The sequence below is a fragment of the Pseudomonas sp. NPDC096917 genome (assembly GCF_044762555.1).
Lineage (GTDB): Bacteria > Pseudomonadota > Gammaproteobacteria > Pseudomonadales > Pseudomonadaceae > Aquipseudomonas.
The window spans coordinates 240,968-265,793 of the sequence record NZ_JBIWEO010000006.1 but is presented as its reverse complement, the minus strand read 5'-3'; the positions used below and the strand labels follow the sequence as shown (position 1 = coordinate 265,793).

General features: G+C 56.3%; 24 protein-coding genes. 5 read left to right on the top strand and 19 right to left on the bottom strand.

The window, feature by feature from the left end:
• Positions 1 to 219: 219 nt before the first annotated feature.
• The 6 genes from ACIQYF_RS09715 to prfB form a co-directional block, all read right to left on the bottom strand.
• Positions 220 to 546 (bottom strand): hypothetical protein, encoded by a 327-nt coding sequence (locus ACIQYF_RS09715; RefSeq protein WP_402860115.1) that lies wholly within the window; start codon positions 544 to 546, stop codon positions 220 to 222.
• Positions 543 to 1,460 carry an alpha/beta hydrolase gene (locus ACIQYF_RS09710; protein WP_402860112.1) on the bottom strand — a complete coding sequence of 306 codons (918 nt, stop codon included), beginning with the start codon at positions 1,458 to 1,460 and terminating at the stop codon, positions 543 to 545. Before ACIQYF_RS09710 ends, ACIQYF_RS09715 begins: the two co-directional genes overlap by 4 nt.
• A gap of 111 nt (positions 1,461 to 1,571) precedes the next feature.
• On the bottom strand, positions 1,572 to 2,855 hold the full coding sequence (locus ACIQYF_RS09705; protein WP_402860109.1) for a flavohemoglobin expression-modulating QEGLA motif protein: 1,284 nt from the start codon (positions 2,853 to 2,855) through the stop codon (positions 1,572 to 1,574).
• An 18-nt stretch (positions 2,856 to 2,873) separates the two neighbouring features.
• Complete coding sequence (locus tag ACIQYF_RS09700) at positions 2,874 to 3,422, bottom strand: hypothetical protein (protein WP_402860106.1); 549 nt, start codon at positions 3,420 to 3,422, stop codon at positions 2,874 to 2,876.
• 324 nt (positions 3,423 to 3,746) lie between these two features.
• Positions 3,747 to 5,249: a lysine--tRNA ligase gene (lysS, locus tag ACIQYF_RS09695; RefSeq protein WP_322234427.1), complete on the bottom strand. Its 1,503-nt coding sequence runs from the start codon at positions 5,247 to 5,249 to the stop codon at positions 3,747 to 3,749.
• Between the two features lie 114 nt (positions 5,250 to 5,363).
• Positions 5,364 to 6,459 (bottom strand): peptide chain release factor 2 gene (gene prfB, locus ACIQYF_RS09690; RefSeq protein ID WP_100218052.1). Its coding sequence is split into 2 segments (ribosomal slippage): positions 5,364 to 6,386 and positions 6,388 to 6,459, totalling 1,095 coding nucleotides; the frame shifts between segments, so codons are not numbered across the junction.
• 157 nt (positions 6,460 to 6,616) lie between these two features.
• On the opposite strand from prfB, the gene ACIQYF_RS09685 reads away from it, so the two are divergent.
• The 3 genes from ACIQYF_RS09685 (at position 6,617) to ACIQYF_RS09675 (ending at position 8,241) form a co-directional block, all read left to right on the top strand.
• Positions 6,617 to 6,967 carry a hypothetical protein gene (locus ACIQYF_RS09685; RefSeq protein ID WP_402860101.1) on the top strand — a complete coding sequence of 117 codons (351 nt, stop codon included), beginning with the start codon at positions 6,617 to 6,619 and terminating at the stop codon, positions 6,965 to 6,967.
• Between the two features lie 126 nt (positions 6,968 to 7,093).
• Positions 7,094 to 7,426, top strand: coding sequence for a hypothetical protein (locus ACIQYF_RS09680; RefSeq protein WP_402860098.1), 333 nt, complete (start codon positions 7,094 to 7,096; stop codon positions 7,424 to 7,426).
• Positions 7,423 to 8,241: a hypothetical protein gene (locus tag ACIQYF_RS09675; RefSeq protein WP_402860095.1), complete on the top strand. Its 819-nt coding sequence runs from the start codon at positions 7,423 to 7,425 to the stop codon at positions 8,239 to 8,241. The genes ACIQYF_RS09680 and ACIQYF_RS09675 overlap by 4 nt, the downstream gene beginning before the upstream one ends.
• Positions 8,242 to 8,401: 160 nt before the next feature.
• Here the strand turns inward: ACIQYF_RS09675 and ACIQYF_RS09670 are convergent, their stop codons facing one another.
• From ACIQYF_RS09670 to ACIQYF_RS09615, 12 genes are all read right to left on the bottom strand, one after another.
• Positions 8,402 to 8,620, bottom strand: a complete 219-nt coding sequence (locus tag ACIQYF_RS09670; protein WP_402860092.1) for a hypothetical protein — start codon at positions 8,618 to 8,620, stop codon at positions 8,402 to 8,404.
• Positions 8,621 to 8,794: 174 nt separating this feature from the next.
• Positions 8,795 to 9,796 (bottom strand): diguanylate cyclase domain-containing protein, encoded by a 1,002-nt coding sequence (locus tag ACIQYF_RS09665; RefSeq protein WP_402860089.1) that lies wholly within the window; start codon positions 9,794 to 9,796, stop codon positions 8,795 to 8,797.
• 52 nt (positions 9,797 to 9,848) lie between these two features.
• Entirely contained in the window at positions 9,849 to 10,859 is a 1,011-nt protein-coding gene (locus tag ACIQYF_RS09660) for a chemotaxis response regulator protein-glutamate methylesterase (RefSeq protein ID WP_402860086.1), read from the bottom strand.
• Positions 10,856 to 13,153 (bottom strand): hybrid sensor histidine kinase/response regulator, encoded by a 2,298-nt coding sequence (locus ACIQYF_RS09655; RefSeq protein WP_402860083.1) that lies wholly within the window; start codon positions 13,151 to 13,153, stop codon positions 10,856 to 10,858. The genes ACIQYF_RS09660 and ACIQYF_RS09655 overlap by 4 nt, the downstream gene beginning before the upstream one ends.
• The gene (locus ACIQYF_RS09650) at positions 13,150 to 13,836 is read right to left on the bottom strand and encodes a chemotaxis protein CheW (protein ID WP_402860080.1); all 687 of its coding nucleotides are present in this window, start codon (positions 13,834 to 13,836) and stop codon (positions 13,150 to 13,152) included. Before ACIQYF_RS09650 ends, ACIQYF_RS09655 begins: the two co-directional genes overlap by 4 nt.
• Positions 13,833 to 15,119, bottom strand: coding sequence for a CheR family methyltransferase (locus tag ACIQYF_RS09645; RefSeq protein ID WP_402860077.1), 1,287 nt, complete (start codon positions 15,117 to 15,119; stop codon positions 13,833 to 13,835). The genes ACIQYF_RS09650 and ACIQYF_RS09645 overlap by 4 nt, the downstream gene beginning before the upstream one ends.
• A complete protein-coding gene (locus tag ACIQYF_RS09640; RefSeq protein ID WP_402860074.1) occupies positions 15,116 to 15,631 on the bottom strand; it encodes a chemotaxis protein CheW in 516 nt (171 codons plus the stop codon). Before ACIQYF_RS09640 ends, ACIQYF_RS09645 begins: the two co-directional genes overlap by 4 nt.
• Positions 15,631 to 17,253 carry a methyl-accepting chemotaxis protein gene (locus ACIQYF_RS09635; RefSeq protein ID WP_402860071.1) on the bottom strand — a complete coding sequence of 541 codons (1,623 nt, stop codon included), beginning with the start codon at positions 17,251 to 17,253 and terminating at the stop codon, positions 15,631 to 15,633. The genes ACIQYF_RS09640 and ACIQYF_RS09635 overlap by 1 nt, the downstream gene beginning before the upstream one ends.
• Positions 17,254 to 17,562: 309 nt before the next feature.
• Complete coding sequence (locus ACIQYF_RS09630) at positions 17,563 to 18,291, bottom strand: tellurite resistance TerB family protein (RefSeq protein ID WP_402860068.1); 729 nt, start codon at positions 18,289 to 18,291, stop codon at positions 17,563 to 17,565.
• Between the two features lie 44 nt (positions 18,292 to 18,335).
• Positions 18,336 to 19,442 (bottom strand): NADH:flavin oxidoreductase/NADH oxidase, encoded by a 1,107-nt coding sequence (locus ACIQYF_RS09625; protein ID WP_402860065.1) that lies wholly within the window; start codon positions 19,440 to 19,442, stop codon positions 18,336 to 18,338.
• Positions 19,443 to 19,602: 160 nt separating this feature from the next.
• The gene (gene recJ, locus ACIQYF_RS09620; protein ID WP_402860062.1) at positions 19,603 to 21,312 is read right to left on the bottom strand and encodes a single-stranded-DNA-specific exonuclease RecJ; all 1,710 of its coding nucleotides are present in this window, start codon (positions 21,310 to 21,312) and stop codon (positions 19,603 to 19,605) included.
• Between the two features lie 41 nt (positions 21,313 to 21,353).
• Positions 21,354 to 21,896: a YaeQ family protein gene (locus tag ACIQYF_RS09615; protein ID WP_402860059.1), complete on the bottom strand. Its 543-nt coding sequence runs from the start codon at positions 21,894 to 21,896 to the stop codon at positions 21,354 to 21,356.
• Between the two features lie 206 nt (positions 21,897 to 22,102).
• Between ACIQYF_RS09615 and ACIQYF_RS09610 the strand changes: the two genes are divergently transcribed.
• Together ACIQYF_RS09610 and ACIQYF_RS09605 are read left to right on the top strand one after the other, a co-directional pair.
• The gene (locus ACIQYF_RS09610) at positions 22,103 to 23,302 is read left to right on the top strand and encodes a CaiB/BaiF CoA transferase family protein (RefSeq protein WP_402860056.1); all 1,200 of its coding nucleotides are present in this window, start codon (positions 22,103 to 22,105) and stop codon (positions 23,300 to 23,302) included.
• Between the two features lie 42 nt (positions 23,303 to 23,344).
• Positions 23,345 to 24,211: a TIGR02285 family protein gene (locus ACIQYF_RS09605; RefSeq protein WP_402860053.1), complete on the top strand. Its 867-nt coding sequence runs from the start codon at positions 23,345 to 23,347 to the stop codon at positions 24,209 to 24,211.
• A 165-nt stretch (positions 24,212 to 24,376) separates the two neighbouring features.
• Here the strand turns inward: ACIQYF_RS09605 and ACIQYF_RS09600 are convergent, their stop codons facing one another.
• Positions 24,377 to 24,775, bottom strand: a complete 399-nt coding sequence (locus ACIQYF_RS09600) for a response regulator (RefSeq protein ID WP_402860050.1) — start codon at positions 24,773 to 24,775, stop codon at positions 24,377 to 24,379.
• Positions 24,776 to 24,826: the final 51 nt, after the last annotated feature.

Here is a 24,826-nt window from a genome sequence, read left to right as displayed (position 1 = left end):
CAGCGTGTAATCACGCTGACTGCGCCTTTTTCCCGAATCCATTGAGTCCTCCTGAAGATAGGTCAGAAGGTGTAAACCCTATTCAGGACGGGACAAAGCGTTAACAAAAGCCCCGCCTGAGTGATCAGGCGGGGCTTTTTGTTGGATGTCGATTACCGGCGCAGCGCAGGCGTGCTCGCGATCTTTTGACCGGTTGAAAACTCGCGCCTACACGTATTTTTACTGCTCTAGCTTAGGGGTTTCTTGCCCCATGCAATGCACGGCCTGTTTCTTGTTGTTCACCAACACGCCAGTCAACCCTTTTTGCTCGGTGTCGAACAACACCACAATCCCGTCAACGCACTGCGCCACTTGAGTGGCCGGAGTCAGGGAGATTTTGTAGTCTTCGCCGGGAATGGTCTTGAGCATGGTGAAGTCGCTCAGCAACAACGCATCCTCAGGCTTGGCGAAGTGCAGGTAGCCGTAGTACCACAGGCAGCCTACCGTACCGATGATGGTGCCGATGCCTGTGAGGATCAGCGGGATGGCGTTACGTTCTTCACTCATTGCGGGTTCTCTGTTCCAAGGTCTGTCGTCGAATTCGGGGTGACCGGGTAATTGGGGATCTCCCCCAGACGCCGCACACCATTGAAGTGTTGTGGGTCGTCCAGGTAACGCAGCATCACCTGGCGCCAGGTGGGGTCAGCAAAGGTCTGCACATGGCCTCCGCGGGTCAATTGCAGCACCTTGGGAAGCGGCGCGGCCTGATACAGACGGATGCCATTGGACAGCGGCACGATCGGGTCATCCAGGCTGTGGAAGATCAGCATCGGCACCCCGCCCATTTCTGGCATCGCATACACGGCACTGTCGGCGTCGGGTACCAGCCACGACAACGGCACTTGCAGCGGCCAGGTCAGCCACGAAGTGCTCAAGGCAAACTGCCCTACTTCGCGGTAACTGGCCGGTACGCCATCGAGCACTACCGCCTTGAGCCGAGCCCGCTGCGCCGGGTGCTGGCTCAGATAATGAACCCCCATCGCACCGCCCAGGCTTTGTCCTAACACAATCAGAGGCTGATCCTTGGTCTGGGGCTGGCGCTGCAACCAGTCGAACGCGGCGTCGATGTCTTGATACACCGCGGGCAAACCGGGAGAGCCTTGCGACAGGCCATAGCCGCGATAGTCGAGCATCAGCACTTGATACCCCTGCTCGGGCAACCAGGCGACAGCCCCCAGGTGATAAGCCAGGTTCCCGCCATTGCCATGCAGGTGCAGCACAGTGCCCTTGAGGGGGACGCCAGCCCTGGCCGGTAACCACCAACCATGCAGTTGCGTGCCATCGGCAGCAGCGAGAGTGACGTCTTGATAGGGCAAGCCCGCCGCAGTCGGCGTGATCGGCTGGCCGGCTTCGGGATAAAACAGCAACGAGCTGCATCCGCTGAGGGTTAACAGCAGGCAGAGTGCAGCGAGGGTTTTCATTGCGTCAGATACCTGGATGTTTGTAGGCGCCGAGCTTGCTCGCGATGCAGGCGATGCGGTGCGTCAGGGATACCTTCGCGAGCAGGCTCACTCCTACAAGGGGGTAAGGTTTCACAAAATATTGGAGTAATCCGCTTCAATCCGGTCCAGGCTCAGGTGATTGAGGAAGTTGGAGAAACACATCCACGCCGACAACGCGTTCATGTCGCGGAACTGGTCAGGCAGGTATTTGGGTGCAACCACCAAGCCTTCATCCACCAGCTGACGCAAGGTACGCATGTCTTCAAGTGTGGTTTTGCCACAGAACAACAGCGGTATCTGTTCGAGCTTGCCTTTGCGCACGGCCAACTGAATGTAGTTGTAAACCATGATGAAGCCCTTGAGATAGGACAAGTCTTTAGTAAATGGCAAGCCATTTGGCACCGATCCACGGAAAACCCGGCTCGCGTTGCCATAGCTTTCTGGCATCTCGAACCCTTGCTCGCGGAAGAACTGATACACCTGCATGAAGTCCGCGCCCTCTTCGACCATATGGATCGCACGAGTGCGGTTGGTGAGCTTGCGCAGGCGGCTCGGGTAGGAGGCAAAGGTGATGATTTCCATCAAAATCGCCAGCCCTTCCTGGGTCACGGTCGATGATGGCGGGCCTTTGGACAAGAAAGTGCAAATCGGCTGATTCAGACCATTGAGCGTGGTGCCTACATGCACCAGCCCTTCGTGAACTTCCAGCGCCCGTACGTCACGCTCATTGAACATCGCGTCGGTGCGGATCTTGATGTAGTCGGCGCCTGCCGCTGCGTCCGCGACGATGCCATCAGACTCAAATACCCGAATGGTTTCTTCACACTCGCCAAACACTTTGTTCAGACGGCTTTGCAGCATGTTCACGGCATCTTTGGCGGTCAGGTTTTTGGCTTCGTCCTTGAGATCACCGCGCCCATCGATGTTATCCAGGTAGTCGGACATCATCAGCCCCAGATCGGCCAGGGTCGGATCACCGGCATGGAACGCGTCGGATGCCGCGCCATACAACTCCTGGGAAATCAGCCCGAAGTCTTCAGTGCCACGGGCCTCCAACATGCGCACCACCATTCGGTATTCCTTGCACATGCGGCGCATGATCTGCCCGACCGGGTTGAACTGCCCCAGTTGCCGGGTGATGTCGCGCTCTATGTGCTGAAACTCGGATTTGACCGCATTGGAGTCAAAAGCCAATGCCCGGCCCAAGTAGTAGTCGCGGTTGACCGCCGGCATTTCCTTGCCCTTGGCCTTGAGAAACCCCTGACGAATGCTGTCATCCCACTTCACCGCATCCAACACGCGGATCGGGGTTTGTGCCAACACAATACGGTCTGACAATGTGCGTATCGTGCGCTGGTAATCGTCCACCCGCATTTCCTCGAATAAATGGGCTTACTTGGCCACGCGCTTGTAGCGGGCCACTTCGACAAACACATCCGAGTTTGCCGGATCGTCGAGGTATGCAAAAACTGTAGCTGATGGACTATTGATCTGTACGCCCGAACCTTCGGGCGTTTCGACTGGATCACCGCTCAAAGCCGATTGGCCAACCGCCTGCTTGACCTGATCAAGGTCCAGGTCGTAGACCACCAGCTCACCATTGTCGTTCACCTCGAAGCCATTAAGCGTGTGGCTGCCGCCCAACTTGGCAGGCAACGCCGCCGAGGCATACCAACGGCTGCCATGACGGGCAACGATAAAGGTGTAACGCTCACCAGACTTGGGCTCGCCCTTGGGATACACCAGCGCCTCATAGCGCGTTTTATCGATGGCGCGGATGCTTAGATTACGCGCCTGCCCCCAGGCATCCTTGCTGGTCCATTTACCCAGCAATTGTTTGGGCGCCGGTTGGGCAACGATAGGGGCTTGTTTAAAGGTCACCAAACAACCGTTCAACATCAAAAACGACAATGCCATCAGCATTACACGCCAAGCTTTCATGCCTGCATCCTTCTATAAGAGCAGCCAGCACATTGAGTAGGGGCTGATATTCCATCTGACTGATAATCGCCGTCAACACTTTGGCATGTTGGCGCCTCTCAATGTTGCGCGTTACGTCGATTGCGTAGCCGTTACCGCAGGCTACGTCCGATTGCGAAGCAATCGTAAATTCAGAGAGCCCGGTTATTCTGGCACACCGTGTTAGCTGGTTTTACGACAGCTACGCCGCCGGGCGCAGCCTCGCGGGCTCGGCAGCTGCAACGATTCGCTGCACGCCGGGCAAAAAAAACCGCCTGAATCGGCGGTTTTTTTTATGCGGCATCGTTACGCTTGTGGGCGCATGTGCGGGAACAGGATCACGTCGCGAATCGACGGTGAGTTGGTCAGCAGCATCACCAGACGGTCGATACCGATACCTTCACCGGCGGTTGGCGGCATGCCGTATTCCAGTGCACGGACGAAGTCGGCGTCGTAGTGCATGGCTTCGTCATCGCCCGCGTCCTTGTCAGCCACCTGAGCCATGAAACGCTCAGCCTGGTCTTCCGCGTCGTTCAACTCGGAGTAGGCGTTGGCGATTTCACGACCACCGATGAACAGCTCAAAGCGATCGGTCACATTCGGATTGTCATCGTTACGACGGGCCAGCGGCGACACTTCAAACGGGTACTGGGTAATGAAGTGTGGCTGCTCCAGCTTGTGCTCGACCAGCTCTTCGAAAATCATCACTTGCAGCTTGCCCAGACCTTCAAAACCCAGCACCTTGGCGCCGGCTTTCTTGGCAATGGCGCGCGCCTTGTCGATGTCATTCAGATCGTCAGCGGTCAGCTCAGGGTTGTACTTGAGGATCGAGTCGAACACCGACAGGCGCACGAATGGTTCGCCGAAGTGGAATACCTTGTCGCCGTACGGCACATCGGTGGTGCCCAGAACCAGTTGCGCCAGTTCGCGGAACAGCTCTTCGGTCAGGTCCATGTTGTCTTCGTAATCGGCGTAAGCCTGATAGAACTCCAACATGGTGAATTCTGGGTTGTGACGAGTCGAGACGCCTTCGTTACGGAAGTTACGGTTAATCTCGAACACTTTTTCGAAACCGCCCACAACAAGACGCTTGAGGTACAGCTCAGGCGCGATCCGCAGGAACATTTCCATGTCCAGCGCATTGTGATGGGTTTCGAACGGCTTGGCTGCCGCGCCGCCCGGAATGGTTTGCAGCATCGGCGTTTCGACTTCCAGGAAGTCACGCGCCATCAGGAAATTGCGGATGTGGGCAATCACCTGCGAACGCACACGGAAGGTGTGGCGAACGTCTTCGTTAACGATCAGGTCAACGTAACGCTGGCGATAGCGCTGCTCGGTGTCAGTCAGACCGTGGTGCTTGTCTGGCAGCGGGCGCAGGGATTTGGTCAGCAGACGCACGTTGGTCATTTCAACGTACAGGTCGCCTTTGCCGGAACGGGCCAGAGTGCCTTCAGCGGCAATGATGTCGCCCAAGTCCCAGGTTTTCACGGCGGCCAGGGTTTCTTCTGGCAGGGTTTTACGGTTGACGTAGACCTGAATGCGACCGGTCATGTCCTGAATCACCATGAACGAGCCGCGGTTAAGCATGATGCGACCAGCAACCTTGACCGGGATAGCCGCCTCAGCCAGCTCTTCCTTGGTCTTGTCGGCGTACTTCTTCTGCAGATCTTCACAGTAGTTGTCGCGACGGAAGTCATTCGGGAAGGCATTGCCCTTGGCGCGCTCGGCGGCAAGTTTTTCCTTGCGCAGGGCGATCAGGGTGTTTTCTTCCTGTTGCAGGTCTTGCGGGTCGAGTTGTTGGTCGCTCATGTCTTAAAAATTCCATCACAGGTTCGTTGCCCCCGCCTCGCGGCAGGGGGTGGCGGGCCTTCAGCGCGCTCTTGGCGCATCACAAAGGCTTCGCACTTACGGTTGTTGCGCGCCTTACAAGCCTTGTTTCAGGCTGGCTATCAGGTATTCGTCTATATCGCCGTCGAGGACTTTGTCGCAATCGCTGCGTTCGATATTGGTACGCAAATCCTTGATACGCGAGGCGTCGAGTACGTACGAGCGGATCTGATGCCCCCAACCGATGTCAGATTTGGTCTCTTCCAGGGCTTGGGATGCCGCGTTGCGCTTCTGTACTTCTTGCTCGTAAAGACGTGCCCGCAACATTTTCATCGCGGTGTCTTTGTTTGCATGCTGAGAACGTTCGTTCTGGCAGCTCACCACAGTGTTCGTCGGAACGTGGGTAATCCGCACGGCCGAGTCAGTGGTGTTTACGTGTTGACCACCCGCACCGGAGGAACGATACGTATCGATCCGCAGGTCTGAAGGGTTGATGTCGATTTCGATGTTGTCGTCGATTTCTGGCGAAACGAACACAGCCGAGAACGAGGTATGACGACGGTTGCCCGAATCGTAGGGGCTTTTGCGAACCAGACGATGGACGCCAATCTCGGTACGCAACCAACCAAATGCGTATTCGCCTTTGATATGAACGGTTGCGCCTTTGATACCGGCTACTTCACCGGCAGACAATTCCATGATGGTGGCATCGAAGCCGCGCTTGTCGGCCCAACGCAAATACATCCGCAGCAGGATATTGGCCCAGTCTTGCGCTTCGGTACCGCCGGAGCCTGCCTGAATATCCAGGTAAGCGTTATTGGCGTCCATTTCACCGCTGAACATGCGGCGGAATTCGAGTTTTTCAAGGGCTTCGCGCAGACGTTCGACTTCCGCGGCGACGTCATCGACAGCGGCCTGGTCTTCTTCCTCGGCGGACATCAACAGCAGGTCCTTGGCATCAGCCAGGCCTGTGTGCATCTCATCCAGGGTTTCGACGATTTGCGCCAGTTGAGCGCGCTCGCGCCCCAGTTCCTGGGCGTACGAAGGGTTGTTCCAGACACTTGGATCTTCAAGCTCGCGATTGACTTCGATCAGACGCTCATGCTTTTGATCGTAGTCAAAGATACCCCCGAATAGTTTCGGAGCGCTCTGACAGGTCCTTGATGCTGTTAAGGATCGGGTTGATTTCCATGGCTGACGGCACTCGTAGGCGATTTTTACAAAGCCGGGGAGTATACCGTAAACGTTGGTCGGCAGCAGCCCGCCTGGCGGGGGGCTACGCCATCCTTGACTGTGTCAATGCAGACCGCCTCCTAGAAAATTGCCTCCGCTCGTGAGTCGCTTACACCTTGGAAAAATCGGGGATTAGTCTGCGCCCTTCTTTAGCTCAAGCTGGCGGGCTTGCAATTAGTGCGCATTTAAAAACGCAAACAACCAGCCCCCCTCAAAACAACCACCCGTCCGATTTAAGAAAAAACAGCCTACTTTTTCAAAAACAATCTAAAAAAAACCAACGCTCGATAATAAACAACAGCCTTTTCAACAACCCCTTATCTATCAACAAATTAAAAAACAAGAAGCCATTTATAGCAAAATACCTCCTACACAAAAAAGGAAAAAACCCCACAACAAAAAAAAACACAACAAACAACCTACAAGAAACCACTCAATTGACATTAAGCAATCAAAAAACTATATAAATATGCACGCTAAAAATATAAGTATTTAAGCGCGCCTCACTCGCCTCCCAATTGAAGCTCAGCGAATCATTGATCAATACCCTGCATTTTTTACTGCTCCCTTTCTAAACGGTGATGATAAAACCTATGAACAAAGTATTGTCGACTTTTCAACCCTTTACGAGCAAAACTGGCAAGCAAAAGGGCGCTCATGAATTATTTAAACGTGCTGTTGCAACATTGAACGTTCCCTTTTACGCTGAGCTTCTAGAGTACGAAGACGCTCAAAACGCGCACGCGCCTCACGGTGTTACCTATACGCCTGAAAGACCGAAAAAAAGTAATTATTCAATACTGCCCTACGATTTAGAATCTTTTTATATCAGCTTACTCTTTTACGGCAGGGCTTCAGCCCCTGCATTTCTATACCAACAGCTAGCACCCGAGCCAGGTACAACATACAAGATACTCTTACCATGAAGGCCAACCCACTCATTGGCCGCTCAGATGCGATGTATTGCGGCATTGCCATGGCAGTCACCATACTGGAACTTGCGCTCATCGCCACTAACCCACAGCTAGGTGCTTATGCGTTAGAAATAGCATTATTATCACAGCTCACTATTTCTGCCTCACTGGAGTTTTACGCAGGCGCCGCATTAAGCTTCTATATCGGTATGGGTAACACCCTGCTAGCGGGGTTCATGCTAAAACTGGTGAGCGCCATAAGCTTCCTAATCGGTTTCTATTTATCTTACCAAGGCTTTATCACGCTCACTTGGTGCTTTTTAGTGATGGCGTTTACCTTGGACGCCATTGGCACAGGCTGTTTAAAATCTACATTCCGCCCGACTTACAATCGAATCCATTTTAACTTGACAGGAAAAAATGCTGACTTCGCTATCATAGCCTTTAGCTTTTTGACACTTCGTCTCGGCCTCCCTTTTGCTCTGCTAGTTTTGGCCAGTTATGTTTTAAGTTTTTGGCGACCGTCTTACGCAACAGCGGTCATTTTTTCAACGATCATTCTGTGCCGATCCGTTCAACTTTTTTATGCCCATCACGACCTTAAACGCACCCAAGTCATATTCAAAACCAAACAACAGATTCACATCCTTTCTTTGAGCAGATTGTTCAAAGTTTACCAACGAAACCCGACGGCTTTTTATGGCTTTTTAACGGGAAACTTATTTGAGTCAATCATTCTCATGTACGCTATTGGGCTTCTCTATCAGTACAAAAACCTCTTGCAACTACCTGAATTCCTGTCTTGGCTTGGCTTGGCAGTTCAATGATAGCCTTTTCACTGTATTTAATTTCTATTATTATCGGCGGTGGATTACTGGTAAAAACCGTAGGCCATACGCTGCCAAAATCATTGGCTTTTATTTTTTTCAGCCTGACACTTTCAAGTTCCTTCTGACTAATACTAGACGCCAGACACCAAGGCTTATTCTATGCACTGACAGTATTTAGCTTATCGGGTGTGATCATTGGCTTAATCCTCACACGATTATCGACCAACTTAATCTTAAAAAATTCGAGTGACTTAGAGGCCGTTGATTTTTTTCTGTTAGTTGAAGTCGTCACCACTTTTTGTATTGTTTTAATCGCCGCTGTCGCTGCCTTTACTTTTGGTCCTGATGGCTTAATCAAAGGTTTCGGCTTCGGCATAACCCTTATCCTGTTTATTTATTTCTTTCACTTATACCGTGGGCAAAAGCAAGACATCCGATAGGCGTTGCCGAAGGCTGCGATCTTTTAAGACAAAAAGATCGCAGCCTTCGGCAGCTGCCGCCTGTGTTTCAACCTGCGCAATCGTTATTGGCAGTACGCGTCAGACCGCCGCTACTCAATCCCTACCTGATTACGCCCATTGTGCTTGGCCAGGTACAGGCCTTTGTCCGCCGCCGAGATCAACTGCCGCGAACTACCGCTCTGCTGCGGCGTGAGCGTGGCCAAACCAATGCTAATGGTCAGACTGCTGCCTTCGGTGGGCTGAATATGCGGAATTTTCAGCCCTTCCACCGTCTGGCGCAGTTTTTCCGCTACCAATCGCGCGCCACCCTGCGAGGTGTTGGGCAATACGATTGCAAACTCTTCTCCGCCATACCGCGCTGGCAAATCAGACGGCCGACTGCTCGCATCACGAATGGCCGAGGCCACTTTGCGTAACGCTTCATCACCGTCCAGATGGCCAAAGGTGTCGTTGAACGACTTGAAGTAGTCAACGTCGATCATCAACAGCGACAACTGGGTCTGCTCACGCAAGGCGCGACGCCACTCAAGCTCCAGGTATTCGTCAAAGTGTCGACGATTGGACAACCCGGTCAAACCATCCGAGTTCATTAACCGTTGCAGCACCAGATTGGTGTCGAGCAACTGCTGCTGGCTGACCCGCAACGCACGGTAGGCCGCATCACGTTGCAGCAGGGTCATGTAGGAGCGCGAGTGATAGCGAATCCGCGCCACCAGTTCAATGTTATCCGGGAGTTTGACTAGGTAATCATTGGCCCCGGCCGAAAACGCTGCGCTTTTGATCAGCGGGTCTTCTTTGGTGGAAAGCACGATGATCGGGATGTTCTGGGTCGCCGGGTGATTGCGGTATTCGCGCACCAAGGTCAGTCCGTCCAGACCCGGCATGACCAGGTCCTGCAAAATCACCGTCGGCTTGATCCGAATGGCTTGAGCAATCGCCTGATGCGGGTCCGCGCAGAAGTGAAAATCTATGTTCTGCTCAAGCGCCAAGCCACGACGCACGGCTTCGCCGATCAATGCCTGATCGTCGACCAACAACACCATGGCGGCGTTTTCGTCTGTTTTAACGTCGTCCAACTGTAAATCGCTCATGCGCGTTCACCTGAATTACTGCCTTCAAGCCAGTTCTGCCGGAGTTTTCCAGTCATTTGGTAAATATCTCCAGCAAGCGTGGCGCAATCTTGTCTAAAGGACGGATCTCAACCGCTGCATCAATGGCCGCTGCCGCTTTAGGCATGCCATACACTGAGCTGCTCTGTTGGTCCTGAGCGATGGTGAGGAAACCTTGCTGACGCATGAGTTTGAGACCTTGCGCCCCATCACGCCCCATGCCAGTCAAAAGCACACCGACGGCATCACCATTCCAGTACCGGGCAACACTTTCAAAAAACACATCGATCGAGGGTCTATAAATCTCGTTCACAGGCTCTGCTGTATAAGCCAAAGTGCCGTTTTTCAAGAGCCGTATGTGGTGGTTGGTGCCCGCCAGCAGCACCGTGCCCACCTGCGGTGTCTCGCCGTCACGGGCCAATCGCACATCCAGCCCGCAGGATGTACCGAGCCAATCGGCCATCCCCGCCGCAAACACTTGGTCAACGTGCTGCACCAGAACGATGGCCGCCTGAAAGTTACTCGGCAGCCCTTTAAGCAACGTTTCAAGCGCTGCCGGGCCGCCGGCAGAAGAGCCAATCGCCACCAGCCCACGCTGCGCGGACAATTCGCGCGGTTGCGCAGCCACGGGTTTTACCCGCTTGGCGCTTTGGCCCATCAGCCAGCCCACATTGAGGATTTTGCGCAGTAAAGGCGCCGCGGCCTCTTTGGCATTGCCCACACCCAGCGCAGGGGTATCGACCACATCCAGCGCGCCAAACCCCATGGCTTCAAACACGCGGTGCACATTCTGCTCGCGATCCACGGTCACAATCACAATGGCACACGGGGTTTCAGCCATGATCCGACGCGTGGCCTCTACTCCGTCCATCACTGGCATGATCAGGTCCATCAAGATCAGGTCCGGCGTCTGGTCGGCGCACAGGCGCACCGCCTCTTCTCCGTCACGGGCCACCCAGATCACTTGGTGCGCGGGCTCAAACGCCAGGGCTCGACGCAAGGCTTCAACCGCCATGGGCATATCGTTGACAATGGCGATTCTCATGTTTGGGCTCCACCAATTAGTTCAACCACAGCATCCAGCAAAGCGTCGTCATGGAAACTGGCTTTGGCTAGATAATAGTCGGCCCCTGCATCCAGGCCACGTCGACGGTCTTCTTCGCGATCTTTGTAAGACACCACCATCACGGGCATGGATTGCAAACGGTTATCACGGCGCAACAACGTGACCAGTTCAATACCATCCATACGCGGCATGTCGATGTCGGTGATCAATAGGTCGAAATGCTCGGCCCGCAGGGCATTCCAGCCATCCATGCCATCCACCGCCACCGCCACTTCATAGCCACGATTGATCAGCAGTTTGCGCTGCAACTCGCGCACGGTCAGCGAGTCATCAACGACCAGAATGCGTTTGCGGGTCAGTTCGGCGGTGTGGCGGTTGCGCCGGTCGATACGCTCCAGACGCCCGGTGTTGAGCAGTTTGTCGACAGAGCGCAGCATGTCTTCGACGTCCACGATCAGCACCGGCGAGCCATCGTCGAGCAAGGCCCCGGCCGAGATGTCTTGCACCTTGCCCAGACGCGAGTCGAGGGGCAACACCACTAACGTCCGCTCGCCGATGAAGCGCTCAACAGCCACGCCATACACGGCGTCGCGCTCGCGAATCACCACCACTTTGAGGGTTTCATCATCGCTCTGGCTGGGTGGGCGTTGCAGCAATTGGCTGGCAGCTACCAGCCCCACATGTCGACCGTCATGCCAGAAATGCTGGCGACCTTCGACCTGCACGATGTCATCCGGCAACAAGTCGCGCATGCGTTCGATGTGCGCCAAAGGGAAAGCGTACGCCTCATCGGCCACTTCAACCACCAGGCTGCGGACCACAGACAAGGTCAGCGGTACTTCTAGCTGGAAGCGGCTGCCCTGCCCCGAGGTCTGCTCCAGCACAATCGAGCCGCGCAGCAGGCGCACCATGTGTTGCACCGCATCCAGCCCAACGCCGCGCCCGGAGACTTCAGTCACCGTGTCGCGCAGGCTGAAACCCGGCAGAAAGAGGAAGGTCAGCAGTTCTTCTTCGCTCAATTGCGCCACTGTCTCGGCGGTCGACAACTGACGTTCAACGATGCTGCGACGCAATCGCGCCAGATCGACACCGGCGCCGTCATCGCTGAGTTCCAGCGCCAGCAAGCCCGCCTGGTGCGACACCCGCAGGCGAATGATGCCTTCTGCCGTTTTGCCCGCCAGCAGGCGCTGTTCTGGCGACTCAATCCCGTGGTCAACGGCATTGCGCAACAAATGAGTCAGCGGTGCTTCAAGTTTTTCCAGTACATCGCGGTCAACCTGGGTTTTCTCACCTTCAATTTCCAGGCGAATCTGCTTGCCCAGGACACGCCCCAAATCGCGCACCATGCGTTCCTGGCCGACCAGGACATCGGCAAACGGGCGCATCCGGCAGGCCAGTGCGGTGTCATAAAGCAATTGCGCACGCTGCCCGGTCTGCCAGCCGAATTCATCCAGTTCTGCGGTCTGTTCGCTAAGCAGGTGCTGCGACTCGGCCAGTGCGCGCCGGGCCTCGGTCAGGGCTTGCTCGATGTCATTGCTCAAGCCCACGGCCTTGAGCTGTTCACTCAGGGTGTCCAAGGCGCGCAAGCCAGTGCTTTGGATCCGCTTGAGCCGATGCAGGGCCGCCAAATAGGGCTTGAGCCGCTGGGTCTCAACCAGCGCCTTGCTCGACAGGTCGAGCAGGCTGTTGAGTCGATCGGCAGTCACCCGCAACACCCGTTCGCCGCTTTCCGTGAGGCGCTGAGGGCGACGCACGGGTTCTGGCTCCGGCTGCACGGGCGGCTCAGGCTCGACCAACGGCGCAGACACCGCAGACTCCGGCGCCAGCAACAATTGCGAGACGTCGAATGCCGCTGGCTCGCCCCGTGGCGTAGCCATTGCTGAGGGGTCAAGTAACTCACTCAGGTGAGCGACATAGGCATCAATATCAGCCGGGCCTACATTCTCACTGCCGGGGGTGGCAATGCGCATCAACAAATCGGTGCCCTGCAACAACGCATCAATGTGCTCGGGATGCAGGCGCAAGCGCCCTTCTTGAGCACTGACCAGGCAATCTTCCATGACGTGGGCGACGCTGACCCCGGCATCGACCCCGACGATTCTCGCCGCACCTTTGAGCGAGTGGGCTGCGCGCATGCACGCTTCTAGCTGATCGGCCTGTGTCGGGTTACGCTCCAACGCCAGCAGGCCGGCACTCAGAACCTGGGTCTGGGCCTCGGCTTCAAGGCTGAACAGCTCAAGCAATGAAGCATCACGCATTTGCTCGGGGGTCATGTCAGGCTCCGGGAAATGGCGCTGAGCAGTTGTTCTTCATCCAGCCAGCGCAGGCTGCGGTTTTTCCACGGCAGGACACCCCGGGTGTATTTGGCACCGGCATGTTCGCCCGAGAGCGAGGCGTTGTTTAGAGCACGTTCTTCAATGTTATGAACACCGTCCACCTCATCCACCGGCAACACCACGGGGCCGCCGTACGCAGCCACGATCAACATGCGCGGCATGACGCGCTGCGAGGAAGATAGCGTGACGGTCGGGTCCAGCCCCAGCAGGTCAACCAGCGACAGGCACGGCACCAGCGCGCCACGCACATTGGCCACGCCTTGCAACGCCCGTGACCGCTGGTGGGGCAGCGAGTGAATGGCTTGCAGGCGCGCAACTTCGTCCAGACAGCCGGTGTTCAGGCCCAGCCACTCGCCACCCAAACGGAAAACCACCAGCGAGCGCGTCGCGACTTTTCGTTCGACATCTTGCGGGGCTGAGTGCTCGTCGTGCCCTTGATCAAAGGAGTAGCGATCCAGCAAGCGCGTCGCGGCAGCCGAATACACTGCGCAGTTGCGGCAATGAATATGCTCGGGCAACAGCGGGCAGGATTTATCGCCAAAGATGCCGATGCGATTCCAGCAATCATCAATGGCTTGAGCTTCGTCATGAATCAGGCTCTGGGCTGTTAAACCGCTCATTGTTTACGCTCACTGTGAACGGAACGCTCGTGACGGGCAGCACGCTCTTGCAAGCGCAGGGCACCTGCCGCATCACCTTGCGAAGCCAATAAAGCCGCCAGATGTGCCAGCGCTTCTGAATGCTGGGGTTCCAGGTACAGCGCCTTGCGATAAAAGCTTTGGGCCTGAGCGGTCTGACCTTGGACATCACTGAGCAGCCCCAACCAATAAAACACTTGTGCCTGCGGGCCATACAGTTGCAAGAACTGTTCACAGGCCTGGCGGGCATCGCTGCTTTTGCCTTCATTGGCCAAGGTTGCAATCTGTTCCAGCAAGGTACTCGCCCCAGCGGTTGCCGGGCGCGCTTTCTGTGGCGCTGGCGCTGGCGTTGCAGTGTGCGGGCGCGGGCGCGGGGCAAAAGGTCGGATCGACGGAGGCGGCGGCGGCGGCAGTGGACGTGTCAGCGGTTTGAATTCAGCCAGCGCAGGGCGCGCAGCAGGCATCGGATCGTGGCTGTGACTGAAGGCAAACGACTGTGGTGCACAAATCGAACGCATCCCCAAGCGCGCCAGCAGGCTGCCCTCGGCCGGGCCGATGAACAGCACGCCGTCGTCGCGGGTTAAACGTTTAAGTACGTCCAGCGCCTGCTGTTGGGTTTTCAGGTCAAAGTAGATCAGCAGGTTGCGGCAAAACACAAAATCATAGGGCACGTGATTGACCACCAGCGCCGGATCGAGCAAGTTGCCGACATGAAAGCTGACTTGCTCGCGCACCCGCTCCGACAGTTGGTAGCCGTCATTGACAACACTGAAATAGCGCTCGCGAAAATCGGTTTGTTCGCCACGAAATGAATTTTTGCCATACACCGCCGCCTGAGCACGCGCGACGGACAGCGGGCTGACATCCAGGGCTTCGACCTTGAACTGATGCCCGGCAAAACCAGCATCAAACAAGGCCATTGCAATCGAGTAGGGCTCTTCGCCCGTCGAGCACGGCAGGCTCAAGATCCGCAGGATGCGACGAGTGCCCACCTCGGCCAAACGCTTTCTGGCCAGCCGGCCCAACGTGGCAAACGATTCGGGGTAACGAAAAAACCAGGTCTCGGGCACGATGACCGACTCGATCAGCGCTTGCTGTTCTTCGTATGAGCTGATCAGCCGCTGCCAGTAATGATCGCTGTCAACCATGTGTAACGCCTTGCAGCGCTGACGAACAGCGCGCTCGATAATCGCCGGACCGACTGACGCCACATCCAGACCAATGCGTTGTTTCAGAAAGTCGAAGAACCGTTGATCTTCACTCATGCGAACCCCTGCGCAAAGGCGTCATCCGGGTCCGCAGGAAAAAGCAGCGCACACACCGCAGGGCTCAGCAGGTCATCGACGCGGATCCACTGCATCAGGCCATGCTGGTCTTTGCGCACTGGGCCCAAATAAGGCGCATCGCGGTTATCCAGGCCATACGGCTGGAAGTCATCAGGGTTGCAACGCAAGGTATCGCTGGCCTGTTCAAGCATCAGCCCCAGCAGCCTCCCCCGAAAATCGACCAACACCAGACGGGTGCTCGTGCGAGCCACTGCCGGGTGGCCGAAGGTCATGGCGCTGACGTCAATCACCGGCACCATCTGGCCACGGTGCGCAAACACCCCGGCCACCCAGGCAGGCGCCTGGGCAATCGGCTTAAGCGGTAAACGCGGCAACACCTCGACCACCTCGGTGGCGGGCAAGGCATAGCGCTCATCCCCAATGTAAAACACCAGGAACAGGCGTTTGCTGGGCGTCACTGCGCCTGTGCGCTTGGCTAGGGACTCGATCATCAGACTTTGAAACGCGAAACGCCGCTGCGCAGTCCAACAGCAACCTGACTGAGTTCGTCGATCGCGAAGCTGGCCTGACGCAAGGATTCAACGGTCTGACTGCTGGCATCACCCAACTGGACCAGGGCCTGGTTAATTTGTTCGGCGCCGGTGGCTTGGGCCTGCATCCCCTCATTGACCATCAGCACGCGCGGCGCCAGCGCTTGAACCTGATGGATGATTTGCGACAGTTGCTCGCCCACTTGAGTCACCTCGGACATGCCTCGGCGCACTTCTTCGGAGAACTTGTCCATGCCCATCACGCCCGCCGACACGGCCGACTGAATTTCACGCACCATTTGCTCGATGTCGTAAGTGGCCACAGCGGTCTGGTCAGCCAAACGGCGGACTTCGGTGGCAACCACGGCGAAACCACGGCCATATTCACCGGCTTTTTCAGCTTCGATAGCCGCGTTGAGCGACAACAGGTTGGTCTGGTCAGCCACCTTGACGATGGTCACGACCACTTGGTTAATGTTGCCGGCCTTTTCATTGAGAATCGCTAGCTTGGCGTTGACCAGATCGGCGGCGCCCATCACTTGGTGCATGGTCTCTTCCATGCGGGCCAGACCTTGTTGGCCGGAACCGGCCAGAATCGATGCCTGATCAGCAGCCGATGTCACTTCAGTCATGGTGCGCACCAGATCACGGGAGGTGGCTGCGATCTCGCGCGAGGTCGCACCAATTTCCGTGGTGGTCGCAGCGGTTTCAGTGGCAGTGGCTTGTTGCTGTTTTGAGGTCGCGGCGATCTCGGTCACCGAAGTTGTGACCTGCACCGAGGAGCGCTGGGCTTGGGACACCAGCGAGGTCAACTCGGTCATCATGTCATTGAAGCCGGTTTCAACGGCGCCGAACTCGTCCTTGCGTTCAAGATTCAGACGCAGGCTCAAATCGCCTGAACGCATGGTTTCAAGAATCGAAACGATGCGTTGCATCGGCGACATGATGGCTTGCAACAACAAGTAACCACAGAGCGCCGCCGCCAGCACGGCAATCGCCAACGAAATCAGCATGCTGACTTTTGCAGTCATCACTGCATGGGCAATGGTCTCTGATGCCTGATTGGCGGCGGTGCGATTGGTTTCAATAATCGTGTTGAGCTGTTTGCGCCCCTCTGCCCACAACGGTGCGAGGTGCTCAGTGATCATCGCGTCAGCCTGCTCAGTTTTCTTGGCTTGATAGCGTTCAAGAACATCTGCCAAAACCTTGGCGTATTGCACGTGGATACGTTCGAACTGATCAAAGGCTGCACGGTCTTCATCATCGAAGATAGTAGTGCGGTAATTATCCAGTTCGCGATTCAGTCGATCTTCATAGCTGGCATACAGCTTACGGTCTTCGCTTGTCAGATCACGCTGGGTGGCAGAGCCAACCAGTTGCAGGGTCAAGACATAACTGTCGACCCAGGCACTGCGAATCATCGAGCTGTAATAAACCCCAGGAATCGAGTCGTTCCGTACTGTCTCTTCGCTCGTTTGTATCGAAAGCAAGCGTGAGTAAGACGCAACAACCATCAACAACATGATCGCGATGATCACCGCAAAGCTCGCCAAAATGCGTTGGCGTAACGTCCAGTTCTTCACAGTCAATCCTCGGGGTCCATTCAAATGATGGGGAGTATAGCCGAGGGTACGCGAGGATTCGCCTGATCGTTGAGACTGTTCTCACAGCTATCAGTAAAAAAACCTACATGCAAATACGCACTGAATCAGTAGGAGATTGTTGAATACATCGCCAAACAAACGCGTAGCCGTTGCCCAAGGTTACGTCCGGCGACGTAGTCGTCGTAAACCCTGGCTGCGCGGTGCCCCAGAAATATCGAGCACTGTGCTTTACGATCGCTTCGCAATCGGACGCAGCCTTCGGCAGCTGCTACGCGTTTCGCGTGTACCTCAACCTGAAACCCTGGCCTCATTGACCTGCTTTTCCAGTTCAGCCTTGAGGCCAGGATCGAGCTTCAGTTGCTTGGCCAACTCGTCCAGATACGCCCGCTCACCGAAGGCTTCTTCATCCACCAGAATCAGACTGGCGATGTACATTTCAGCGGCTATTTCCGGTGTGGTAGCCGCGCTGGCGACTTCGGTGGGGTCGAGCGGTTTGTTCAGTTCAGCTTGCAGCCACTGTTGTAACGCCGGGTCTTGTTTGAGCTTGCTCAGTTCGCCATCGATCAATTGGCGCTCTTTCTCATCGATATGCCCATCGGCCTTGGCCGCAGCCACCAGCGCTTTGAGGATGGCCTGGCTATGCTCCTCGACCTGCAGGGGCGGCACCCGATCAATGGTTTGCGGCTCGTTTTGCGGCGCTTTGCCCTGATTCGCCTGCCAATTGCCGTAGGCCTTGTAAGCCAGGACGCCCAAGGCTGCCAGGCCGCCATAGGTCAACGCCTTGCCGCCGTATTTACGCCCACCCTTGCTGCCCAGCAACATGCCCAACACGCTAGCGGCCATAGCGCCGCCACCGGCTCCCGAGAGAAGGCCGCCCAACCCGCCAGATCCCAGCAGGTCGCCCAAGCCGCCTTTAGGGGGAGTCGTACCGGAGGCACCACTTTGTGCGCCGTTTTTTTTCTCCAGCATTTCCTGGCCAGACTTAAGCAACTGGTCGAGCAATCCACGGGTGTTCATAAGCAACCTCCTCGTTTGGGGTTCAGGTGGGTCAGCATGGCCACTCAGTCGCGCAGGTCCGATTCATGAATGGGCTGGTCACGATGAGTGGCGCGTTGGTATTGGGCGGGCCAGGTGGCTTGTTTACCGCCCAGATCATCGTCTGCGTGCAACGCCCAATATGGGTCGCGCAAGAGTTCGCGGGCCAGCAGAATCAGGTCCGCCTGACCGGTGCGTAAAATATGCTCGGCTTGCGCAGGCTCGGTAATCATTCCGACCGTACCGGTGGCAATGCCCGACTCTTTACGCACGCGCTCGGCAAAGCGGGTTTGATAGCCCGGCCCTACCGGGATCTCAGCCGTCGCCGCCGTGCCACCTGAAGAGACATCAATCAGGTCAACACCCAGCGCTTTGAGGCGCCGCGCCAGCTCAACCGTTTCGTCTGGGTTCCAGCCGTCTTCTACCCAATCGGTCGCCGAGACCCGGACAAACAGAGGCAGCTCTTGTGGCCACACGTTGCGCACCGCTTCTGTCACTTGCAGCACAAGACGAATGCGATTTTCAAAGGAGCCACCGTATTGGTCGAGCCGTTGATTACTCAACGGTGACAAAAATTGATGCAGCAAGTAACCGTGCGCGGCGTGCACCTCAACCACGGAGAATCCGGCTTCCAGCGCCCGCTTGGCGGCGTCAACAAAGGCTTGAATAATTGCCTGGATCTGCCCTGCGTCCAGTTGCGTCGGCGCGGTGTGCTGAGGGTCGAAGGCAATCGGCGAAGGTCCGACGGGCACCCAGCCGCCGTCATCCACTTTGACGCTGCCGTGCTTGCCCAGCCAAGGACGATAAGTGCTGGCCTTGCGCCCGGCATGCGCCAGTTGAATACCGGCCACGGCGCCCTGAGCGCGAATAAACCGTGTGATGCGTTGCAGGGGTTCTATCTGTTCATCATTCCACAGCCCAAGGTCTTGGGCCGTGATACGGCCATCTGGGGTCACCGCAGTGGCTTCGGTAAAGATCAATCCGGCACCGCCAATGGCACGGCTGCCCAAGTGAACTAAATGCCAGTCATTGGCCAGCCCGTCGACGCTGGAATACTGGCACATCGGCGAGACCGCGATGCGGTTGAGAAGGGTCAGTTGGCGCAGGGTATAAGGTTCGAGCAGCAGACTCATGGGTCACCTCTAATTCCAGTGGGTAGGCTCCAGGCACTTGTATCAGCCTAGTCGACAACACTGGATGAGGCGGGGTTCAAACTCAAACCCATACGGGAGCGGACTGGCTTGCGATTTTTGATGTTTAAACGATCGCAGCCTTCGGCAGCTCCCACGACGGTTAACGCGGTTCGATGTGGGCGATCATCAGTTGCACGGTTTCGTTGCCGCGAAATTCGTTGAGATCGAGTTTGTAGGCTAGTTCAACCCACCGAATCGTCGGGTTGGGCCACACTTCCCGGTCAATCCCAAAGGCGATGCCGTCCAGTTTGACGCTGCCGCACTCGGTTTTTAACACCACTTTCAAGTGCCGTTCGCCCACGATGCGCTGCTCAACCAACTGAAACACGCCATGAAACAGCGGTTCAGGGAAGTGTTGCCCCCATGGCCCGGCATTTCGCAGAGCACGCGCGAGTTCGAGGTGAAACTCTTCGACCGCCAAGCTACCGTCAGACAATAGCCGCCCGGTCAGGTCTTCTTCACGCAGTTGGCGTCGGACTTCGGCGTCAAATGCTTGGGAAAACAGCGTGAAGTTGGCCTCGGGCAAAGTCAAACCCGCCGCCATGGCGTGACCGCCGTATTTGCTGATCAGGTCCGGGTGTTGTGCTGCGACCACACTGAGTGCATCGCGGATGTGAAAGCCCGGCACCGAACGCCCAGAACCTTTGAGCATGCCCTCGCCCGCATCGGCAAAGGCGAAGGTCGGACGGAAGTAACGCTCTTTGAGGCGAGAAGCCAGAATCCCGATAACACCCTGATGCCAATCTGGATCAAACAGGCACAGGCCAAACGGCATGCTGTCTATCGTCAGGTCCTTAAGCTGGGCCAGCGCTTCACGCTGCATGCCTTGCTCAATGGATTTGCGGTCCTGGTTCATTTCGTCGAGCTGCGCAGCCATGTCACGCGCTGCGTTCGCGTCATCAGTGAGCAGGCATTCGATACCAAGGCTCATGTCGTCCAGACGCCCGGCAGCATTCAAGCGCGGCCCGAGAATAAACCCCAGGTCGGTTGAGGTAATACGTGAATGATCACGCTTGGCGACTTCAAGGATGGCCTTGAGTCCCGGCCGCGCACGCCCGGCACGAATCCGCTCAAGCCCTTGATGCACCAGAATCCGGTTGTTGGCGTCCAGCGGCACCACGTCCGCCACGCTGCCCAATGCCACGAGGTCAAGCAGTTCGGCAATGTTTGGGGCTTTGCTGTTTTGATACCAGCCCAGGCTGTTCAAACGGGCGCGCAAGGCGATCAGGACGTAAAAGATAACCCCAACCCCGGCCAGCGCCTTGCTCGGAAATTCGCAGCCTGGCTGATTGGGATTAACGATGGCATCCGCCGCCGGCAGTTCATTGCCTGGCAAGTGGTGGTCGGTGACCAAGACGCTTAGCCCGGCTTTTTTCGCCGCCGCCACGCCTTCAACGCTGGAGATGCCGTTGTCGACGGTGATCAACAACTGCGGTTGGCGGGTCAATGCAACTTCGACGATTTCCGGGGTCAGGCCGTAACCGTACTCGAAACGGTTGGGCACCAGGTAATCGACATGGGCCGCACCCAACAAGCGCAAGCCAAGCATGCCCACAGTGCTGGCCGTGGCGCCATCGGCGTCAAAGTCACCGACGATCAGAATGCGCTGGCGCTGTTCAAGCGCCACCACCAGCAAATCCACTGCGGCATCGATGCCCTTTAGCTGCTGGTACGGGATCAACCGCGCCAGGCTTTTGTCCAACTCAGCGGGTGATTGCACGCCACGTGCTGCATACAACCGCGTCAGCAATGTCGGCATTTCGCCCAAAAAAGGCAGGGTTTCGGGCAGTGGACGAGGTTCGATGCGCATAAGCAGGTGGAGAGTCTCTATAACGGGATATTTAAAAGGAATTAGCCGCGTTCGCCGGCCAGCCACTGCAACTGCACTTCGTGCTGGCCACGGTCGTCGGTCACAAAAATGGTGCCTTCGCTGATCATCACGTCCCACTTGATAACGCGCGGCATGTCTTTAGCCAAGACTTCCAGAATGTCTTGTGGAACGGCAGCAATATTGACGTTTTTCAGGGTTTTGATCGCCGGGATCACTTTGCCTTCCCACACGCGCAAGCTGCCATAAGCCAGCAGGCTGGTGCGTTCGGTGCGGCGTGAGCACCAGGTCAGGCGGTCGGCATCGGGCTGACCGACTTCGATCCAGTGCAGAACGCGGTCATCCAGGCTTTTTTCCCATAGCGCAGGTTCGTCTACATCTGAAAGGCCACGACCAAAAGACAGTTGCTCGTTGTACCAAAAGGCGTAGGCCAGCAGGCGAACGGTCATGCGCTCTTCAGTTTCCGAAGGGTGTCGGGCGATGGTCTGCTTGACGGTTTCATAGACCCCACGATCGAGATCGGTGAGGTTGAGTTCAAACTTGTAGGTCGTGGACGGCTGGGCCATGAACGGACTTCTTGATACGGAGAAAGGCGGCAAGTCTAACCGATCCACCGGTCACTTGCGCCGTATGCAAAGCGTGCTGACGGCAAGGGGGCCGAGCAGGCTTGAAGAAAACGGGGTGCCACGCCCCCCTTCGCAGCCTGCGGCAGCGACTACGGCTTTTTTTGTGTTAAAAAGCTGTACTCGCTCGCTCTGCACAAGGACTCCGCATGTCGCTCGCCACCCAACCTCTTTCTGGCCTCAAAGTCATCGAACTGGGCACTCTGATTGCGGGTCCTTTTGCATCGCGGATTTGCGCCGAATTTGGCGCCGATGTCATCAAGGTGGAATCCCCTGACGGCGGAGACCCTCTGCGCAAATGGCGAAAACTGTACGAAGGTACGTCGCTGTGGTGGTTCGTGCAGGCCCGCAACAAGAAATCCCTGACGCTGAACCTCAAGCACCCGGATGGTCTGCACATCCTCAAGCAACTGTTGGCTGAAGCCGACATTCTGATCGAAAACTTCCGCCCCGGCGTGCTGGAAAAGCTCGGCCTGGGCTGGGATGTTCTGCACGCCCTGAACCCGAAACTGGTGATGGTGCGCCTGTCCGGCTTTGGTCAGACAGGGCCGATGAAAGACCAGCCGGGCTTCGGCGCGGTCGGTGAATCCATGGGCGGGCTGCGCTATATCACCGGTTTCGAAGACCGACCACCGGTGCGCACGGGCATTTCAATTGGCGATTCGATTGCCGCACTGTGGGGCGTGATCGGTGCCTTGATGGCGCTGCGTCATCGCGAAGTCAATGGCGGCCAGGGCCAGGTGGTGGATGTAGCGCTGTACGAAGCCATTTTCGCCATGATGGAAAGCATGGTGCCCGAGTTCGATGTGTTCGGGTTTATTCGCGAACGTACAGGCAATATCATGCCGGGCATCACGCCCTCTTCGATTCACACCAGCCTGGACGGCAAGCACGTGCAGATCGGAGCGAACGGCGACGCCATTTTCAAACGCTTCATGCTCATCATTGGCCGCGAAGACCTGGCAAACGATCCGGCGTTGGCCAGTAACGATGGCCGTGACCTGCGTCGTGATGAACTGTATGGCGTCATAGACCGTTGGGTAGCCGCTCTCCCGCTGGAAACGGTTCTCGAACACCTGAACACGGCGCAAGTCCCCGCCAGCCGCATTTTTTCAGCAGAAGACATGTTCAGCGACCCACAGTTTTTGGCCCGTGAAATGTTTCTGCAAGCCAAACTGCCTGACGGCAAAGACTTCAAAATGCCAGGTATCGTGCCCCGGCTTTCCGACACCCCTGGCTCAGCCGATTGGGTGGGGCCCGAACTGGGCGCCCATAACCATGAGGTCCTGGGTGATCTAGGCTATGACATCACGACCATCAACAATTTGAAGCTGGCAGGCGCGATTTAACCCGCTTGCCTTTTTTATTGACTGCCCAAGGAGACCAGCACAATGACTAGTCGCTGGACCAGACGAGGTATGTGGGCAGGCTTGATCACATCAGCATTACTTTTCTGGGCCTCAGACACTCTGGCAGCAGAGAAGCTCATTTGGCTGGTGCGAGACCTGCCACCCCTGACGATGCATGAGGGCCCACAAAAAGGGCAAGGCATCATTGACCAATTGCTGCCCGTGTTGATAGCCAACATGCCGCAATATCAGCACGTCATCATGCGGGTCAATCGTGCAAGGTCTATGCAAATCCTTGAAGGCTCACAGTTGAGTTGCGACCCGATGCTGGTGTGGACCCCCGATCGCGCCCTGCGGATTGCCTACTCCAACCCGATCATCGGCTTGCACAGTAACGGCCTTGTGATTCGTCGCAAGGATGAACCGATGATTGCCCCGTTCGTACACGGTAAGTCCATCGACTTGCAGGCCATGCTTAATTCGCAGTCGGTGAAGCTCGGCCTCGTTGCCAAGCGCAGTTACGGCACATGGATCGATGCCCAGCTGTCTCATGGCCCTGCGAGCCAATTCTTTATTCATTACGGTAACGATGCGCTGGGCAGCCTGTTACAAATGCAGCAGGCTGGCCGTTTGCAATCGCTGTTGGGCTATTGGCCTGAAATTCAGGCAAAGGCCAAACAACATGGCGTGTCGTCCACCGCGCTGGTTTTTTACCCCATTCAGGGCGCCCCGCCTTATCAGCCTATTTACGTTGGCTGCTCAAAGACACCGCAAGGGCAACAAGTGATTTCCAGCATTAATACCGTGCTGGGTAATCTGGCTCACACACCGCAGGCGCCGTCACAAACTGACTGGATAGAGCCTGGCCAGACAGCCGAAGAGCAAGTACCGGATGCGCCTGCGCCGTGACAAAAAAAGCACAAAAAAAACCCCGAGAAGTGGGGAGTCATCTCGGGGTTTAACAAGGTCATGATGACCTGCTCAACAGGCTACAAGCATCGGAGCAATAGACTTGATCCTGTTGATGAAAAATCTGACACAGGCACCCCGCTAAAGGTTCCCTACCCCTTGCAATCAATTTGCACGTTCAGCGTTGGCACGTACGTTGTATGCGTCAAGCAACCGCCCTAGCCCATTGATCGTCACCGGTTTTGGCAAGCACCCCAAGACCTCGAGCCCTTCCTGACGAGCGGTACGCACCGCTTTTTCTATAATGTGCGGCGCCGCGCAACTCAAAATGATCAGCGCCTGCGCCTCACGCTTGATGGCCAGCTCTCGAATCATATCCAGCCCAGATAAACCATCCAGATACAGATCGCAAATAGCAACATCGATCCCCCCACGATTGGCTAACGAGCTGCGGGCGGACTCAATACTTTCTGCAGCCAGAACATCAAAAATGCGAAAGGCATTGAGCATCTGGTGCAAAACCATCAGTTGAAAGGGATTGTCTTCAAGAATCAAAACTTTCATTGAGCGCATCACGGACCTTTGGAGTATTGCGCACACTATCGGCAAGGGGCT